General features: G+C 72.1%; 16 protein-coding genes. 4 read left to right on the top strand and 12 right to left on the bottom strand.

The annotated features are described in order from the left end of the window. Positions 1 to 5: 5 nt before the first annotated feature. From OG2516_RS07485 to OG2516_RS07470, 4 genes are all read right to left on the bottom strand, one after another. Positions 6 to 1,454 carry a type II and III secretion system protein family protein gene (locus tag OG2516_RS07485; protein WP_007255034.1) on the bottom strand — a complete coding sequence of 483 codons (1,449 nt, stop codon included), beginning with the start codon at positions 1,452 to 1,454 and terminating at the stop codon, positions 6 to 8. A 201-nt stretch (positions 1,455 to 1,655) separates the two neighbouring features. Further along, on the bottom strand, positions 1,656 to 2,501 hold the full coding sequence (gene cpaB / locus OG2516_RS07480; protein ID WP_007255033.1) for a Flp pilus assembly protein CpaB: 846 nt from the start codon (positions 2,499 to 2,501) through the stop codon (positions 1,656 to 1,658). A gap of 63 nt (positions 2,502 to 2,564) precedes the next feature. Then, positions 2,565 to 2,753, bottom strand: coding sequence for a hypothetical protein (locus OG2516_RS07475; RefSeq protein WP_007255032.1), 189 nt, complete (start codon positions 2,751 to 2,753; stop codon positions 2,565 to 2,567). 262 nt (positions 2,754 to 3,015) lie between these two features. Next, positions 3,016 to 3,198 carry a Flp family type IVb pilin gene (locus OG2516_RS07470; protein ID WP_007255031.1) on the bottom strand — a complete coding sequence of 61 codons (183 nt, stop codon included), beginning with the start codon at positions 3,196 to 3,198 and terminating at the stop codon, positions 3,016 to 3,018. Positions 3,199 to 3,544: 346 nt separating this feature from the next. On the opposite strand from OG2516_RS07470, the gene OG2516_RS07465 reads away from it, so the two are divergent. Both OG2516_RS07465 and OG2516_RS07460 read left to right on the top strand, forming a co-directional pair. After that, positions 3,545 to 4,411, top strand: a complete 867-nt coding sequence (locus OG2516_RS07465; RefSeq protein WP_007255030.1) for a lytic transglycosylase domain-containing protein — start codon at positions 3,545 to 3,547, stop codon at positions 4,409 to 4,411. Positions 4,412 to 4,419: 8 nt separating this feature from the next. Further along, positions 4,420 to 5,886, top strand: a complete 1,467-nt coding sequence (locus tag OG2516_RS07460; protein ID WP_007255029.1) for a UbiA family prenyltransferase — start codon at positions 4,420 to 4,422, stop codon at positions 5,884 to 5,886. Between the two features lie 54 nt (positions 5,887 to 5,940). On the opposite strand, the gene OG2516_RS07455 is transcribed toward OG2516_RS07460, so the two are convergent. The 8 genes from OG2516_RS07455 to OG2516_RS07420 all read right to left on the bottom strand — a co-directional run bounded on the left by OG2516_RS07455 (position 5,941) and on the right by OG2516_RS07420 (position 13,032). After that, the gene (locus OG2516_RS07455) at positions 5,941 to 6,672 is read right to left on the bottom strand and encodes an SDR family NAD(P)-dependent oxidoreductase (protein WP_007255028.1); all 732 of its coding nucleotides are present in this window, start codon (positions 6,670 to 6,672) and stop codon (positions 5,941 to 5,943) included. Beyond that, the gene (locus OG2516_RS07450; protein WP_007255027.1) at positions 6,669 to 7,973 is read right to left on the bottom strand and encodes an FAD-binding protein; all 1,305 of its coding nucleotides are present in this window, start codon (positions 7,971 to 7,973) and stop codon (positions 6,669 to 6,671) included. The genes OG2516_RS07455 and OG2516_RS07450 overlap by 4 nt, the downstream gene beginning before the upstream one ends. 4 nt (positions 7,974 to 7,977) lie before the next feature. After that, the gene (locus OG2516_RS07445; protein ID WP_007255026.1) at positions 7,978 to 8,964 is read right to left on the bottom strand and encodes a lysylphosphatidylglycerol synthase transmembrane domain-containing protein; all 987 of its coding nucleotides are present in this window, start codon (positions 8,962 to 8,964) and stop codon (positions 7,978 to 7,980) included. 100 nt (positions 8,965 to 9,064) lie between these two features. Beyond that, positions 9,065 to 9,694, bottom strand: a complete 630-nt coding sequence (locus OG2516_RS07440; RefSeq protein WP_007255025.1) for a CoA transferase subunit B — start codon at positions 9,692 to 9,694, stop codon at positions 9,065 to 9,067. A gap of 18 nt (positions 9,695 to 9,712) precedes the next feature. Beyond that, on the bottom strand, positions 9,713 to 10,738 hold the full coding sequence (locus OG2516_RS07435; RefSeq protein ID WP_007255024.1) for a sensor histidine kinase: 1,026 nt from the start codon (positions 10,736 to 10,738) through the stop codon (positions 9,713 to 9,715). An 8-nt stretch (positions 10,739 to 10,746) separates the two neighbouring features. Then, positions 10,747 to 11,451: a CoA transferase subunit A gene (locus tag OG2516_RS07430; RefSeq protein ID WP_007255023.1), complete on the bottom strand. Its 705-nt coding sequence runs from the start codon at positions 11,449 to 11,451 to the stop codon at positions 10,747 to 10,749. An 88-nt stretch (positions 11,452 to 11,539) separates the two neighbouring features. Next, positions 11,540 to 11,932: a hypothetical protein gene (locus OG2516_RS07425; protein ID WP_007255022.1), complete on the bottom strand. Its 393-nt coding sequence runs from the start codon at positions 11,930 to 11,932 to the stop codon at positions 11,540 to 11,542. A gap of 47 nt (positions 11,933 to 11,979) precedes the next feature. Beyond that, positions 11,980 to 13,032: an alkane 1-monooxygenase gene (locus OG2516_RS07420; RefSeq protein ID WP_007255021.1), complete on the bottom strand. Its 1,053-nt coding sequence runs from the start codon at positions 13,030 to 13,032 to the stop codon at positions 11,980 to 11,982. Between the two features lie 149 nt (positions 13,033 to 13,181). Between OG2516_RS07420 and OG2516_RS07415 the strand changes: the two genes are divergently transcribed. Both OG2516_RS07415 and ftsY read left to right on the top strand, forming a co-directional pair. Then, positions 13,182 to 14,867: an NAD(P)H-dependent oxidoreductase subunit E gene (locus OG2516_RS07415; RefSeq protein ID WP_007255020.1), complete on the top strand. Its 1,686-nt coding sequence runs from the start codon at positions 13,182 to 13,184 to the stop codon at positions 14,865 to 14,867. Between the two features lie 90 nt (positions 14,868 to 14,957). Next, the gene (ftsY, locus tag OG2516_RS07410; protein ID WP_007255019.1) at positions 14,958 to 16,112 is read left to right on the top strand and encodes a signal recognition particle-docking protein FtsY; all 1,155 of its coding nucleotides are present in this window, start codon (positions 14,958 to 14,960) and stop codon (positions 16,110 to 16,112) included. Positions 16,113 to 16,130: the final 18 nt, after the last annotated feature.

Below are 16,130 nucleotides of genomic sequence, written 5' to 3'. Positions count from 1 at the left end.
CCTTTCTAGTCCAACACGTAGCCGTAGGAGCCCGAGAAGTCCTGCCGCGCGACCTCGGCGGCGGCGCCGCTCTGGGGCGCGGAGCTGCTCGGGATCGGGCTGCCGTCGGGCGCGGTGACGCGGCCGAACAGGAACAGGTCGCGCTCGCTCGGCGGCCGCACCCGGTCGGTGGGCAGCGCCAGCGCCTCGCCCCGCGTCGGGGTGACGAGGTGGGGCGTGACGATGATGACCAGCTCGGTCTGGTTGCGCTCGTACTCCGCCGAGCGGAACAGCGCGCCGAGCACCGGGATGTCGCCGACGAAGGGCAGCTGGCTGTTGAGGTCGATGAAGTCGTCCGACAGCAGCCCCGCGATGGCGAAGCTCTCGCCGTCGCGCATCTCGACGGTCGTCGAGGTCTCGCGGCGGCGGAAGGCGTCGATGCTGAAGCCGCCCTGCACGAAGCCGTTGGTCGGGTCGATGGAGCTGACCGACGCCTGCAGTTCGAGGTTGATGAGGTCGCCGTCGACGACCCGCGGGATGAAGTTCAGTTCGACGCCGAAGGGCTTGTACTCGATCGAGATCGAGCCGCCGTCCTGGCTGACGGGCACCGGGTATTCGCCGCCGGCGAGGAACCGGGCCTCCTGGCCGGAGAGGGCGGTGAGGTTGGGCTCGGCGAGGGTGCGCACCACGCCGCGGCTCTCGAGCGCCTCGAGCAGCATCCCGATCTCGACGCCGCCGGCGTTGAAGCCGAGCAGGAGCGCGCCGTTGTTGGCATTGGCGGCCGGAACGTTGCCGTTGAGCGCCGAGCCGATAGCGCCGTTGCCGGTGAGGGTGCCGGTCCCGGCGGTGAGGCCGAGGTTCTCGCCGAGCGCGGTGCCGCGCGCGGTGAGCGAGGAGCTGAGCGACTTGGACACCGAGCGCTGCATCTCGGCGAAGCGCACCTTGAGCATGACCTGCTGCACGCCGCCCACCGTCATCAGGTTGGACACCCGGTCGGGGGCGTAGCGCTGGGCCAGCTCGAGCGCCCGGTCGAGCCGCGCGATGGAGGAGACGGTGCCCGACAGCACGATCCCGTTCGCGGCGGTGCGCACCTCGATGTGCTCGCCCGGCAGGATCTGCGCCAGCCGCTCCTTGAACTCGTCGATGTCGGGCGTGACCTGGACCTCGACGTTGGTGATCAGCCGCCCGTCGGCGCCGAGCAGGGTCAGCGTCGTGCGCCCCGGCTCCTTGCCGAGCACGTAGAGCGTGCGGTCGGAGAGGGTGGAGATGTCGGCGATGCCGGGATTGGCGATCGAGACCTCGGTGAAGGGCGTGTCGCTTTCGACCACCACGGCCCGGTTCATCGGCACCTGCAGCGCCCGCGACGGCGCGCCGCGCATGACGGTGAGCACCTCGGCGGGCGCCATCGTCGCCGGCGCGGCCATGGCCAGCGCGAGGCCGGCGACCGCGGCCCGTAGGAATTTGTCGTACATCATTGGTGACCTGCCTCTATGTCACGCTCGGACGCGGACTTTTCGCCCGTCGTTTGAGCCACGGTGGCCGCAATCGGCCAACAAGGCAACATTCTTGCCGTGGTGGCTCCGCCGCCTGTGGATTGACCGCAACAGGGGCCCGGAAAAGCACGAGGCGGCGCGGCCGGAAGGGCGCGGCTGCGGCCGGGAGGGAAGCCTGCGGTCTCAGTGGGTGCAGGGGAGGGGGATCTGGATGAGCTCGGCGGCGCGGCGGGTGCGGATGGTGCAGACCTCCTCGGGCTCCGCCTCGACCACCTGCTGCTGCTCGGGGATGCCGAGCAGGCGGCGCTGGTCGACCTCGATCGCCTCGGCGACGGTGTCGTCGTTGGTGCCCACCAGCGACAGCGACAGCCGGCCCGTCGATTGCGCCTGCGCCAGCGCGGCCACCTGCTGGGGCGTGATCTCGACGGTCACGGTGCGCGCGATCGTGGTGTTGAGCGCGCTGCCGTCGGCGCTCTGGTCGATGGCGATGAGGTTGACGTTGCTCTCGATCAGCTTGGTGACCTCCTCGCCGCCCCGCGAGTTGCGGCCGGTCCAGTAGATGTCCACCTTGTCGCCCGGCCGCAGGAAGCCAGACACGCCCGAGGCGACGTCGACGCGGATGGCGAAGGCGCGCATGCCCCGGCCCAGGCGCGAGGTGATGCCGGCGTCCTCGCCGGGCTCCGTCACCTTGACCGCGAGCACCGGCTCGTTGACCTCCATCGGCCGCAGCACGACCCGCAGCTGAGTGTCGCCCTCGGGGAACAGCTCCTCCTCGGCGCGGAACACGCCGTCGGGGAGGAACGGCTCGGCGTACTTGACCAGCGTCACGTCGTCGGGCGTCAGTTGCTCGCCGTAGCCGATCTGGCGGGTGACCGCGTAGACCTCGACGGTCGGCGTGGCCTGCGCGGCGACGGCGCGCTCGCGTGCCAGCTGGGCCTGGGTGTCCTGCAGGTAGCCCTGGGCCATGTAGACCGCGAAGCCGGCGAGGCCGACGCCGACGATCAGGACCAGTCCGAATACCGCTCTCATGGTGTTTCCTTTCGCTCTCGTTGTCATGCGCCGGAACCGCCCGCAGCGGTCCGTCCGGGCGCGTCAGCTGGGGGAGCCGACCGTTACGGTGCTCAGATACGCGCCGATCTCGTCGCCCGTGCCCTGTGTGCCGGCCACGACCATGGCCGCGAGGGTCACGCCGAGGCCGACGATGGCGGCCGTCAGCACGACCCAGTCCACTGTCACCGCGCCGTCTTCGTCGCGGCAGAGGTGGCCGAATAAACGCGTCATCGTATCGCTACTCCATCTGGCGCGCGGCCCGTCCCGGCGGCGCGGATCAAGTTCATGGTGCCGGTATGGTCGGCGAATGTGGCGATTCAGCGGTGCCGTCTTGGTAAGAAGACGAAGGCGGCAGCTTCAGCGTTAACGCCTCCTGAACGGAAAATGCGGGCCAGGGGGCGCAACAGAAAGGGACCGCACCTCGGTGCGGTCCCTTCTCTGGCCGGTCGGGTCCGGCTTCGGGCGCTGCGCCGATGGACGCAGCCGCGCCGACTTAGGCGCCGGGATCCATGGAGCCGAGCTCGGTGCTGATCGCTTCGCCAAGGGTCTCGGTGGCGCCGCCGACGGACGACAGGACGGCGATGCCGAGGCCGACGATGGCGGCGGTCAGGACGACCCAGTCGACGGTGACAGCGCCATCTTCGTCGCGACGAAACTTGTTGATAAACTTCAGCATGAAAATTTCCCTCCTTCAGGGGTGTGCCTTCGAGTTGTGTTACTCCTCGCCGGCCTTCTCGGGATCAGCCCGCCTCCGGTTTGGATGCTCCGATATAGCCCGTCGATTGGGGCCAGAGTTTGGCTGCTTTCGTTCATTTTCCCTCGCAGGTCGCGGCAATTCGATGTTGCGCGGCCGGCGGAATCTTCTCGCCCGTTAGCCGGATCTTGACGATTGTCAGCGACGATGACGTTGCAAAAAAGGTGCGAATCGCGGGCCACCGGCAGCTGCCCGCTTGGCCGGAAGGGGAGGGCTCTGCCATAAGGTGAGGTAACAAGAGACGACGAGCAGTTATCCGGGATCAGACATGACGAGGCGCGGACTCTCCGCCATCCTCCTCGCCCTGACGGCGCTGACCTGCGCCGGCGAAGCGTCGGCGGACGGCAACCGGCTGCAGGCCGACTTCACCTTCCGCCGCGTCGGCGTGCCGGCACCGGGGCAGGCGGGGCGGCGGATCAACGTCCAGATCGCGCCCCGCGCCCCCGCCGCGCCGAGTGCACCGGCCGTGGCCGGCAGCGCGGTCATCGCCACCGGCTCGGCCCGCGTCGGCGCCGCCGCCGTCGCCCCCGCACCGGCGTCGCCGCCGGAGATCGACTGGTTCTGGTCCGAGATCTCGCCCGCCGCCGCCGACAGCGGCCCCGGCCGGCTCGCGCCCGCCCTGCGCGCGCTCGACACGGCGCCCGGCGGCCTCGAGGTGCGCAGCCCCGCCCTCCAGGGCCTGTCCGACCTCGCCCGCCTGCACGGCCGCGCCATCCTGCGCGAAACGGTCGGCACCCGCGTCTCCCCCGCGCTGGTCCTCGCGGTCATCTCCGTCGAGAGCGGCGGGCGGACCACGGCCATCAGCAGCGCCGGCGCCGGCGGGCTCATGCAGCTGATGCCGGCCACCGCGGCACGCTTCGGCGTGGTCGACCGGCTCGACGCGACCGACAACATCAAGGGCGGCGTCGCCTACCTCGACTGGCTCATGGGCCACTTCGACAACGACCCGATCCTCGTGCTCGCGGCCTACAATGCCGGCGAGGGCGCGGTGCGCAGCCACGCCGGCGTGCCGCCCTACGGCGAGACGCGCAACTACGTCCCCAAGGTACTCGCCGCCTGGCGCATCGCCCGCGGCCTGTGCGTGACCCCGCCCGAGCTGATCTCCGACGGATGCGTCTTCGCGGTGGAGAGTTGACGGTGACAATGTCGGCCCCGATCCGCGATGCGCACGCCCGCACCGGCCGTCCGCTGGTGCTCGACGCCGACGGCACCCTGCTGCGCACCGACATGCTGGTCGAGACCTTCTGGGCCGGCCTCGGCTCCCGCCCCGGCGCCACCCTCGCCGCAACCGCCCGCCACATCCGCCACCCGGCCCGCCTCAAGGCGGCCCTCGCCGAGATCGCGCCGCTGCGCACCGACCTGCTCCCCGTCGAGCCCGAGGTCGCCGCGCTCGCCGCGGCCGCTCGCGCCGAGGGCCGGGAGGTGGCGCTCGCCTCCGCCTCCGACCGCGCGCTCGTCGAGCCGCTCGCCGCGTGGCACGGGGTCGACCGCGCCTTCGCCTCCGATGGCGACACCAACCTCAAGGCCGCCGCCAAGGCCGACGCGCTCGCCGCCGCCTACGGCGAGGGCGGGTTCGACTATGCCGGCGACGCCCGCGCCGACCGCGCCGTCTGGGCGAAGAGCCACGGCGCCATCGTCGTCGGCAACCGCCCGGCCGCCGCCCGCCTGCGCGCCGAGGGCCGCGACGTCACCGAGATCGCCGGCGGCTGGCGGCCCCTCGACCTGCTGCGCGCGATGCGCCCGCACCAGTGGGTCAAGAACGTGCTGCTGCTGCTTCCCGTCATCGCCGCGCACGATTTCGCGCTCCCGACGCTGCTGCTGGTCCTCGTCGGCATGGCCGGCTTCTCCGCCGCCGCCTCGGCGATCTACCTGGTCAACGACCTGCTCGATCTCGAGGCCGACCGCCTGCACCCCAAGAAGCGCCTGCGCCCCTTCGCCAGCGGCGCGGTGCCGCTCACCGCCGGCATGGCCGCCGCCGCCGCCCTCGCCGCGCTCGCCTTCGCCATCGGCGCGCTGCTGGGCCCGGCCTTCCTCGGCGTGCTCGTCCTCTACATGGCCCTGTCGCTCGCCTACTCGCTCCGCCTCAAGCGGATGCGCTGGATCGACATCGCCACCCTCGCCGCCCTCTACACGCTCCGCGTCGTCGCCGGCGCGGCGGCGAGCGGGGTGGAGGCGTCGTTCTTCATGCTGGTCTTCATCTTCCCGGTCTTCCTCACCCTAGGCTGCGTCAAGCGCCTGACCGAGCTCACCCTCGCCACCAGCGACGCGCCGCTCCCCGGCCGCGGCTACGGCCGCCCCGACCGCGAAGACCTGCTCAACGTGTCCGTGCTCGGCATGGTCGGCGCGCTGGTGATCTTCTTCGCCTACTCGCTCTCCGCCCAGGGCCGCGCGCTCTACCCAGACAGCTGGATCCTCTGGCTCGCGCTCGCGCCGATCGCGTGGTGGCTGTTCCGGATGGTGCGGCTCGGCTGGTACGGCAAGCAGGATTACGATCCGATCGTCTTCGCGCTCAAGGACAAGCGCGGCATCGGGCTGCTGCTCATCACGCTGAGCCTGATGTTCTACGCCGCCGGCCTCTGGGAGCAGTGGTTCGCCGCCTGGCGCGGCTAGGCTTCATCTGGCCCCAAATATGCACGGCCCGACGCCGCCCGTCCGCGCGCGCCGTCAGAAGCTGGTGCGCTTGAAGATCGGCTCCGGCACCGCCCGGATCACCAGCATCACCCAGCGCCAGACGGGCGCGGTGTAGATCACGTTGCGCCGCCGCTTCAGCCCCTTGAGGATATCGCCCGCCACCGCCTCGGGGCTGGTCATCAGCGGCAGCGTCATGCCCCAGGTCAGCGCGGTGTCGACGGGGCCGGGCTTGACGGTCATCACGTGCACCCCCGCCCGCGCGAGCCGGTTGCGCAGGCCGCTTAGGTAGGTGGCGAAGCCCGCCTTGGCGGCGCCGTAGACGTAGTTCGTCACCCGCCCCCGGTCGCCCGCCACCGAGCCGACGCCGACGACGCTGCCGCCGCGCTCGGCGAGCAGCGGGGCGATCTCGTGCAGGAAGCGGACGGGTCCGGTGAGGCTGTCGGCGAGGGTGGGGGCGATGAGCGCGGGGTCGGCGTCGATCTCCGCCTGGTCGGGCATCGAGCCGGTGAACACGGCGACCGTGAGCGGCCCCTCGCACCGCTGCGCCGCATCGAGGATCGGCGAGAAGCTGTCGGGGGCGCGCACGTCGAAGGTCAGCGCCGCCGTCTCGCCCGCGCCGCGCGCGCGGCTGTCGGCGGCCAGCGCGTCGAGCTCTGCGGCGTCGCGTCCGCAGAGCAGCAGCCCCGCCCCGCGCGCGGCGAGCCGGCGCACCAGCGCGCGCGCGATGGAGGAGGTGGCTCCGAGGATGATCCAGGTCTCGCTCATGCCGCCTCCCTCAGGCCCAGCCGCCGCACGAGATCGGTGAGGTAGAGCCCGTCCGGGTCGGCCTCGGCCACCGCCGCGCGCCAGGCGTCGAGCTCGGGATACATCGCCCGCACCCGCGCGCCCGAGGCGAGCGAATCCTTGGCGAGGTAGATGCGCCCGCCCGCCGCTTCGGTCATCGCCTCGAGCTCGCCCACCAGGGCGCGCGCGGCGGCGCGGTCGGGGAAGTCGACGGCCAGCGTGTAGCCCTCCATCGGGAACGACAGGAAACCGGCCCGCCCCGGTCCCATCCGCTTCAGCACCGCGAGCGGCGAGGCGAGGCCGGAGGTGGCGACCCGTTCGAGCATCGCGCGCAGCGCATCGGCGGCGGCGAGCGGGACGACGCACTGGAACTGGTGAAAGCCGCGCCTGCCGTAGAGACGGTTCCAATCGTGGATTTTGTCGAGCGGGAAGAACAGCTTCTCGATCGGCCGCACGCTGGTGCGCCCGGCCTTCGGGACGCGCGCGTAGTAGGCGCGGTTGAAGGCGCGCACCACGGGCGGCGACAGCGCGGCGCCCGGCGCGTCGAAGGGCACCCGGCGCGCGGCGCGCGGCCGGGCGACGAGGCCGCTGGCGGTCTCGCCCTCCTCGACGATGCCGCGCCCGAGCGCCGCGCCGGTGGCGGTGGCGTCGATCCAGCCGACGACGTAGGGCGCGTCGGAGCCGTCGAGCAGCGCGAGGTGGCCGTCCCAGTCGGGCGCGCGCCGCTCGGTCATCACCATCACGTCGCCCTTGCAGCGCTGCATCGCGATCTTCGCCGAGGCGACGATCCCGGTCTGGCCGAGGCCGCCGAGGGTGGCGCGGAACAGCGGCAGGTCGGCGGGGGTGACGGTGCGCGCGCCGGTGGGTCCGAGCAGCTCGAGCTCGGTGACATGAGCGCCGAAGGAGCCGGCATGCTGGTGGTTCTTGCCGTGCACGTCCATCGCGATGGCGCCGCCGACGGTGGCGAAGCCGGTGCCCGGCATCACCGGCGGCAGCCAGCCGCGCGGGGCGAAGATCTCGGCCAGCTCGCCGAGCGTGACGCCGGCCTCCGCATGCAGCACGCCGGTCTCCGGATCGAAGCCGAGGATGCGGTTCATCCGCGTCATGTCGGTGATCCGCCCGCCGCCGTTGAGCGGCGCGTCGCCGTAGGAGCGGCGGTTGCCCATCGCCGGCCCCTCGGCGGCGAGCGCGGCCAGGGCGCGGGAGCGTTCGGGGCGGGCGACCTCGCCGCTGGCGTGCAGCACGCGGCCCCAGCCGGTGTAGTCCATCTGCCGGAAGCGCATGTCCCTAGCGCCCCAGCGAGCGCCGCTCGGCGAGCGGGAAGACCGCGAGGCCGACGCCGATCGCGAACCAGAGCGTGGTGACGCGGATGATCGCGGTGGCCGGAACGGAGACGTCGAGCGGGATGCCCTCGATGGCGAGCAGTGCGACCATCGCGGCCTCGGCGCCGCCGACGCCGCCGGGCGCGCCGGTGAGGCCGCCGGCGAGGGTCGAGAAGGTGAAGATCGCCATCGCCTTGGCCAGCCCGATGTCGGCGCCGAGCCAGCCGAGGAGCAGGTGGAACGCCACCCCCTCCGCCGCCCAGCCGAGCAGGCCGAGCCCGAGCGCGGTGGCGGCGACGGGCAGGCTCGAGAAGGCCGCGAGCGAGCGCGCGGCGGCGCGCAGGCGCGCCATCGGTCGCGGCGCGAAGCCGGTGACGCGCCAGGCGAGGGTGGTCAGCCCCGCGAGCAGGCGCGGACGGGTGGCGGCGACGGCGGCGACGAGGGCCAGCGCGGCGACGGGCAGGGCGAAGGCGATGCCCGACGAGGCGAGCGCCACGGCCAGCGCCAGCAGCACCGCCATCGCGGCGAGATCGCCGGCCCGGTCGAGCAGCGCCAGCGGCGCGGTCCGCTCGAGCGCCCAGCCGGTCTCCCGGCGCAGCCAGCGCATCCGGATCAGCTCGCCCACCCGGCCCGGCGTCACCGACATGGCGAAGCCGCCGAGAAAGTGGCGCAGGTTCTGCGCCAGCGTCGTGGCGAGGCCGAGGCGGCGGGCGAAGAGGTGCCAGCGCAGGCCCCGCGCGAGGTAGTTCGCCAGCGACAGCGCCAGCAGCGCCGCGACCTGCGGCAGGCCCAGCTTCATCAGCTGCGCCTTCGTCTCGGCCCAGCCCGTCGCCAGCGCGAGGCTGGCGAGCCCGCCGAGGACGAGCGCGAAGAGCCCCGCGAGCAGCGCGATGTCGCGCCAGCGGCGAGGCTCGGCGGCGGGCGCCGGGGGGAGGGGAGCGGTCGTTGCCATTGCCTGCCGGATTAGAGACGGAATACGGCGAGATGATGGCGCTGTTGCGGAAATGGAAACGGTATTGCGGCGGGCGAGGTGGGCCGGGCTGAAGCCCGGCCTACGGGACGATGGTGGCCTCGGTGGCGGCGCGGATGTCGTCCTCGCTGACGCCGGGGGCGCATACGACGATCTTCAGCCCGCCCTCGACCACGTCGAGCACGCCGAGGTTGGTGATGATGCGGTCGACCACGCCGGTGCCGGTCAGCGGCAGGGTGCAGGCCTTGAGCAGCTTGCTCTCGCCGGCCTTGTTCTGGTGGTCCATGACCACGATCACCCGCCGCACGCCCGCGACGAGGTCCATCGCGCCTCCCATGCCCTTGACCAGCTTGCCCGGGATCATCCAGTTCGCCAGGTCGCCGTTCTCGGCCACTTCCATGGCGCCGAGGATCGCCATGGCGATCTTGCCGCCGCGAATCATGCCGAAGCTGGTGGCGCTGTCGAAGTAGGAGGTGTGGGGCAGTTCGGTGATGGTCTGCTTGCCGGCGTTGATCAGGTCGGGATCGACCGCGTCCTCGGTCGGGAACGGCCCCATCCCGAGCATCCCGTTCTCCGACTGCAGCGTGACGTGGACGCCCTCGGGGATGTAGTTCGGCACGAGGGTGGGGATGCCGATGCCGAGGTTGACATAGGTGCCGTCCTCCAGCTCCTGCGCCGCGCGCGCGGCCATCTCGTTGCGATCCCAGGGCATGCTGCTGAACTCCTTGACTTAACGCGCGTTCGGCACGTCTAGGGTGATGGTGGTGCCGACCTTGCCGCGGGCGACGTGGAGCGATGCGCCGAGGCCGGCGCAGAGGCCGCCGACGAGCCGTCCGCCCAGGCTCTTCTTGCCGGGCCAGGCGACATCCTCGGGAATGCCCTGGCCGTCGTCGGAGATGATCGCGCGCACGCCGCCGTCGTTGGTCTGGAAGACCATCAGCTCGACGAGGCCGGTCTGCTGGTCGGCGAAGGCGTGCTGCATCGCGTTGGTCAGCACCTCCGAGACGATCAGGCCGATCTGCACGGCCTTCTCCGTCTCCATCATCAGCGGCGGCACGTCGATGTTCATGCGCACGCCGGGGCGGCCGTCGAGGTGGGCGATGGCGTTGGCGACGCGGCCCAGATAGGCGCCGAGCTGGATCTCGTCGCCGTTGGTCCGGGTGCGGCTGGCGACCATTTCCTCGTAGAGCAGCTGCAGGCTCTCGACCCGGCGGGCGATGTTCTGGAACGCGTCGCCGTCGACGGCGTCGCGCGCCTGCATCCGGATCAGGCCGATGACCATCGACAGGTGGTTCTTCACCCGGTGCTGGATCTCGGTGACCAGCTCGTCGAGCTGGTGCGACTGGCTGTGCCTCGATTCGCCGTCGATCTCGCGCTGCAGGCCTAGGAACAGCGTCGCCTCGCCGGTCTCGCTGTCGAGGATCGGCGAGATCAGCAGCGCGTTGGTGAAGGGCTCGCCATTCGCGCGGTAGTTCAGGATCTCGAGGCTGACGTCCTCGCCCGTCGCGACCGCCTCGCGCAGCCGCGCGACGTCGGCCTTGCGGGTCTTCTCGCCCTGCAGGAACCGGCAATTGCGCCCCACCGCCATGTGCGAGACGTAGCCCGTCAGCTCCTCGAAGGCGCGGTTGACGTAGACGATCGGGTTGTCGTCGAGCTGCGGGTTGGTCAGCACCATCGCGACCTGGCTCGCCGAGAAGATGGCGACGGCGTCGGCGTCGCTCAGGTCGCCCGGGGGTGGGGAGGTCTTGCGGTCCATCGAATCCTTCAGGCGGTCTCGGCCTTGCGCACGGTGCGCTGCTCGATACGCTTCTCGTGGTCGCCCTGGATCAGGCGGTGCACGTAGATCCCGGGGAGGTGGATGTGGTCGGGCTCGAGGCTGCCGGCGGGGACGATCTCCTCGACCTCCATCACGCAGACCCGGCCGCACATCGCGGCGGGCGGGTTGAAGTTGCGCGCGGTCTTGCGGAACACGGCGTTGCCGGTCTCGTCGGCCTTCCACGCCTTGACGATGGAGAGGTCGGCGAAGATGCCGCGCTCGAGGATGTAGTCCTCGCCGTCGAAGGACTTCACTTCCTTGCCCTCGGCGATCTGCGTGCCGACGCCGGTCTTGGTGTAGAAGCCCGCGATGCCCGCGCCGCCCGCGCGCATCCGCTCGGCGAGCGTGCCCTGCGGATTAAACTCGAGCTCGAGCTCGCCCGAGAGGTACTGGCGCATGAACTCGGCGTTCTCGCCGACGTAGGACGACATCATCTTCCTGATCTGGCGCGTCTGCAGCAGCAGCCCGAGGCCGAAATCGTCCACGCCGGCGTTGTTGGAGGCCACGGTGAGATCTTTCACGCCGCTGTCGACGAGCGCCTGGATCAGCAGCTCGGGAATGCCGCAGAGGCCGAAACCGCCGGCCGCGATGGTCATGCCGTCGTGCAGAAGGCCCTCGAGTGCGGCCGTGGCGTTGGGGTAGACCTTCTGCATGGCGACAGCTCCTCGTATCTGGGTCGCACGTTCATGCCGCGCCTGCAGCATCCTGTCAACGCGGGCGCCGCGCCGCGCGGGCGGCGGCTCAGGTGCCGAAATTCTCGCAGATCAGGTCCTCGTCACCCTCCCGCGCCTCGTAGAGCAGGCTGCGGTCGGGCTCGGTGCGGTACACCGTCCGCAGCCGGCCATCCTCGCGGTACATCTCCCAACATTGCGGATCGTCCGGGTCGGTGTCGTAGGCGAAGCAGATGAAGCTGCCCTCGCCGTACCACCGCCCCATGGCGCACTGCCCGTCGAGGAACGACCAGATGACGCGGCGGTCGTCCATGTAGCGCTCGATGCCGTAGGGGACGCCGTCGAGCATGTAGGTGAGGGTGCGTCCGGCGACGTGGCGGGAGAACTCGTCCGGCGTGAGGGGCTCGTCCGCGGCGAGCGGCGTGGCGAGGACGAGGGCGAGGGGCAGGGCGAGGATGCGCATGGCCGCGAGAGTGCCGCAAGCGCGTGCCGCTCGCCAGTGGGGCGCGATCACTCGGCCGCGAGGTCGGCCGGGCGGGCGGCGCGCCAGCGGGCGGCGCGCGGGTCCATCACCCGGCGCCAGTGCGGCGGCGACAGCGCCAGCACCGCCATCACCGGCAGGCTGCGCGGCAGCATCGGCGCCTCCGGCGCCAGCCGCAGCGCCGGGAACGGGCGCGCGGGGTGGGCGTGGTGGTCGGAGTGGCGGGGCGCGTTGAGCATCAGGGCCGAGGTGAACCAGTGCGGCGCGTTCCAGCTGTGGCGCGCGGCGACGGGCTCGGGCCTGCCGTTCGGCCCGGTGGCCCGGGTGAGGCCGTAATGCTGCACGTAGTCCGACAGCAGCAGCTGGCTCTGCGCGAACAGGGCCAAGCTCAGCAGCGCCGCCAGCCCCGGCCAGCCGCCGAGGAGCGCCGCCGCCGCGAGGCAGGCCGCCGCGCCGGCGCCGTAGACGAGGTAGGGATGCCGCCAGCGCGGCCGGCCGGCCCGCTCCAGCCGCGCCGTCTCGGCCCGCAGCCCCTCGCGGAACGAGCCGCGCCAGGCGCGGGCGGCGAAGCGGTAGTAACCCTCGCCGGGACGCGCCGAGTTGGGATCGGCGCGGGTCGCGACGCGGACATGGTGGACCAGCGGATGTGCCGAGGCGTGGTGGCCGAACAGCAGCGAGATGTAGACCCAGCGCCCAAGCCCGCGCAGCCGGCGGCCGGGCCGGTGGATCAGCTCGTGGGCGTTGGCGTTGGAGAGCTGTCCGAAGAACAGCCCCGCCGCGCCGAACAGCGCCAGCTTCTCGGCCGCCCCCAGCCAGTCCCCCGCCAGCGCCGCCACCGCCAGCGCCAGCAGCGCGAAGTGCCCGAGCGCGAGCGCCACCGACAGCCCGTCGGCGGCCGGGAACTCCGCCCTGTCCTCCGCCTCGGGCAGCGCCAGCGCCACCAGCTCGTCGAGCGCGGCGGCGATCAGCGTCATGTAGGCCAGCGCCAGCGCCGAGACCGCGCCGCCCACCGTCGCGGCGAGCGCGATCAGCGGCAGCGGCAGCAGGGTGACGAGGGCGAAGACGGGCATCGGCGAGCGCATGTGTCGTCGCTAGCACGTTTCCCTTCGGCGGTCTCGGGTGCCGATCCGCGCCCGCACGATTTCGCGCCCGTGCGCCCGTGCGTCGTTTTCGCGTGGTCCGCCCGCCGGCGCGTCGGTAGGGTCGCGAGGCGAACCAGGGAGGGGCGGCGATGGCGCTCGACAACAGGGACGGTGTCTGGAAATCCGGGCGGGGCAAGGGCCGGCGCACGCCGAAAGGCCGCCAGCTCGACGACGCCGCGCTGGAGGAGGTCCGCGCGTTGCTCGGCCCCGGCCCGCGCCGCCGCGACCTGCTGATCGAGTACCTGCACCTCGTGCAGGACCGCTACGGCTACCTCTCCGCCGCCCACCTGCGCGCCCTCGCCGAGGAGCTGCGCGTCGGGCAGGCCGAGGTCTGGGAGGTGGCGTCGTTCTACGCGCACTTCGATCTGGTGAAGGAAGACGAGCTGCCGCCGCCCGCGCTGACCATCCGGGTCTGCGAATCGCTGTCGTGCGAGCTCGCCGGGGCCGAGGCGCTGCTTGCGGCCCTGGAGGAGGGGCTGGACCCGGCCGAGGTGCGGGTGTTGCGCGCGCCCTGCATGGGCCGCTGCGACACCGCGCCGGTGCTCGAGCTCGGCCACCGCCACATCGACCACGCCACCCCCGAGACCGCCCGCGCCGCCGTCGAAGCCGGCGAGACGCACCCGGTGATCCCCGACTACGAGGCCTTCGGTACCTACCGCGCCGCCGGCGGCTACTCCGCGCTCGAGCGGCTGCGCGAGGGCGGCGACTGGGAGGCGGTGCAGGAGACGGTGCTCGCCGCCGGCCTGCGCGGGCTCGGCGGGGCGGGGTTCCCCTCGGGGCGGAAGTGGGGCTTCGTGCGCGCCAATCCCGGCCCGCGCTACCTCGCCGTCAACGGCGACGAGGGCGAGCCGGGCACTTTCAAGGACCGCCACTACCTCGAGCGCACGCCGCACCTGTTCCTCGAGGGTATGCTGATCGCCGCTTGGGCCGTCGAGGCCGAGCGCGTGTTCCTCTACATGCGCGACGAATATCCCGCCGTGCTCGAGATCCTGCGCCGCGAGTTGGCGGCGCTCGAGGCGGCGGGGCTGATCGCGCCGGGCTACGTGGAGCTGCGCCGGGGCGCGGGGGCCTACATCTGCGGCGAAGAGAGCGCGATGATCGAGTCGATCGAGGGCAACCGCGGCATCCCGCGCCACCGCCCCCCCTACGTCGCGCAGGTCGGTGTCTTCGGCCGCCCGACCCTGGTGCACAACATCGAGACCCTGCACTGGGTCGCGCGCATCTGCCGCGAGGGGCCGGAGGTGCTGTCGGCCACCGAGAAGAACGGCCGCAAGGGCCTGCGCTCCTATTCCGTCTCGGGCCGCGTGGCCGAGCCGGGCGTCTACCTGTTGCCGGCCGGCTCGACGATCCGCGACGTCATCGACGCGGCCGGCGGCATGGCCGAGGGCCACGTCTTCAAGGCCTATCAGCCCGGCGGGCCTTCGTCCGGCCTGCTGCCGGCGCACATGGACGACATCCCGCTCGACTTCGACACGCTCCAGCCCCACGGCTCCTTCATCGGCTCCGCGGCGGTCGTGGTGCTGTCGGACCAGGACCGCGCCCGCGACGCCGCGCTCAACATGCTGCGCTTCTTCGAGGCGGAGAGCTGCGGGCAATGCACGCCCTGCCGCGTGGGCTGCGAGAAGGCGGTGAAGCTGATGCAGGCCGAGAGCTGGGACCGCGCGCTGCTCGAGGACCTGTGCGACGTGCTCGCCGACGCCTCGATCTGCGGCCTCGGGCAGGCGGCGCCCAACCCGATCCGGCTGACGATGAAGCATTTCGGCGACGAGATCTGAGGGAGGGCCGGGCTGAAGCCCGGCCTACGGGGGCCACTGGCAAATCGGCGGGCGCGGCGTTAGGTCAGGGAAAACCTGCGTGAGAGGCCCATGGCGTTTTTCAAGAAGCTGAAGGACCGGCTGTTCAACTCCTCCTCGAAGATCGAGGAGGGGATCGACGCGATCGTCGAGGAGGGCGGCAGCGCCGAGCCCGGGACCGACGCCGCGCCCGCGCCGCCCCCGGCCGCGCCCGAGCCGCCATCCGCCGATCCCGAGCCGGTGATCCCGCGTTCGAGCCCCGAGCCGCTGCCGCCCGAGGCGCTCGAGGAGATCGTCGCGCCCGAGCCCGAACCGGAGCCCGAGGCCGAGGCCCCGGCGCGGCCGGGCCTGCTCGGCCGGCTGATGGGCCGCGAGGCGGCCGCGCCGGTGGTGCGCCGGGTGCTCGACGACGAGATGCTCGAGAGCCTGGAGGAGCTGCTCATCACCGCCGACCTCGGCGTCGAGACGGCGGTGCGCGTCACCGCCAACATCGCCGAGGACCTCTACGGCAAGCGGGTCTCGACGGAGGAGATCAAGCGCGCGCTCGCCGCCGAGGTGGCGCGCATCATGGAGCCGGTCGCGCGGCCGCTGCCGCTCTACCCGAGCCGGCCGCAGGTGGTGCTCGTCGTCGGCGTCAACGGCTCGGGCAAGACGACCACCATCGGCAAGCTCGCCAGCCAGTTCCGCGCCGCCGGCAAGAACGTGGTGATCGCCGCCGGCGACACCTTCCGCGCCGCCGCCGTCGAGCAGCTCCAGGTCTGGGGCGAGCGCGCCGGCGTGCCGGTGCTGACCGCGCCGGAAGGGTCCGACCCGGCGAGCCTCGCCTTCGACGCGCTGGGCAAGGCGCAGGCCGACGGGGCGGACCTGCTGCTCATCGACACCGCCGGGCGGCTCCAGAATCGGGCCGACCTGATGGAGGAGCTGGCCAAGATCGTCCGCGTGATCCGCAAGAAGGACCCGGATGCGCCGCACAACACCCTGCTCGTGCTCGACGCCACGACGGGGCAGAACGGCCTCAGCCAGGTCAAGACGTTCCAGCAGCTCGCCGACGTGTCGGGCCTGGTGATGACCAAGCTCGACGGCACCGCCAAGGGCGGCGTGCTCGTGGCGCTGGCCGACCGGTTCGGCCTGCCGATCCACGCCATCGGGGTGGGCGAGCAGATTGACGACCTCGCGCCGTTCGATCCGCAGGAGTTCGCTGACGCGCTGGTGGGGGTGTCACGCTAGCGCGGGGCCATGGGCCGG

Origin of the sequence: Oceanicola granulosus HTCC2516, from assembly GCF_000153305.1 — a bacterium.
Lineage (GTDB): Bacteria > Pseudomonadota > Alphaproteobacteria > Rhodobacterales > Rhodobacteraceae > Oceanicola > Oceanicola granulosus.
The sequence above is the reverse complement of the archived record's forward strand: the minus strand, read 5'-3'. Positions and strand labels throughout refer to the sequence as shown.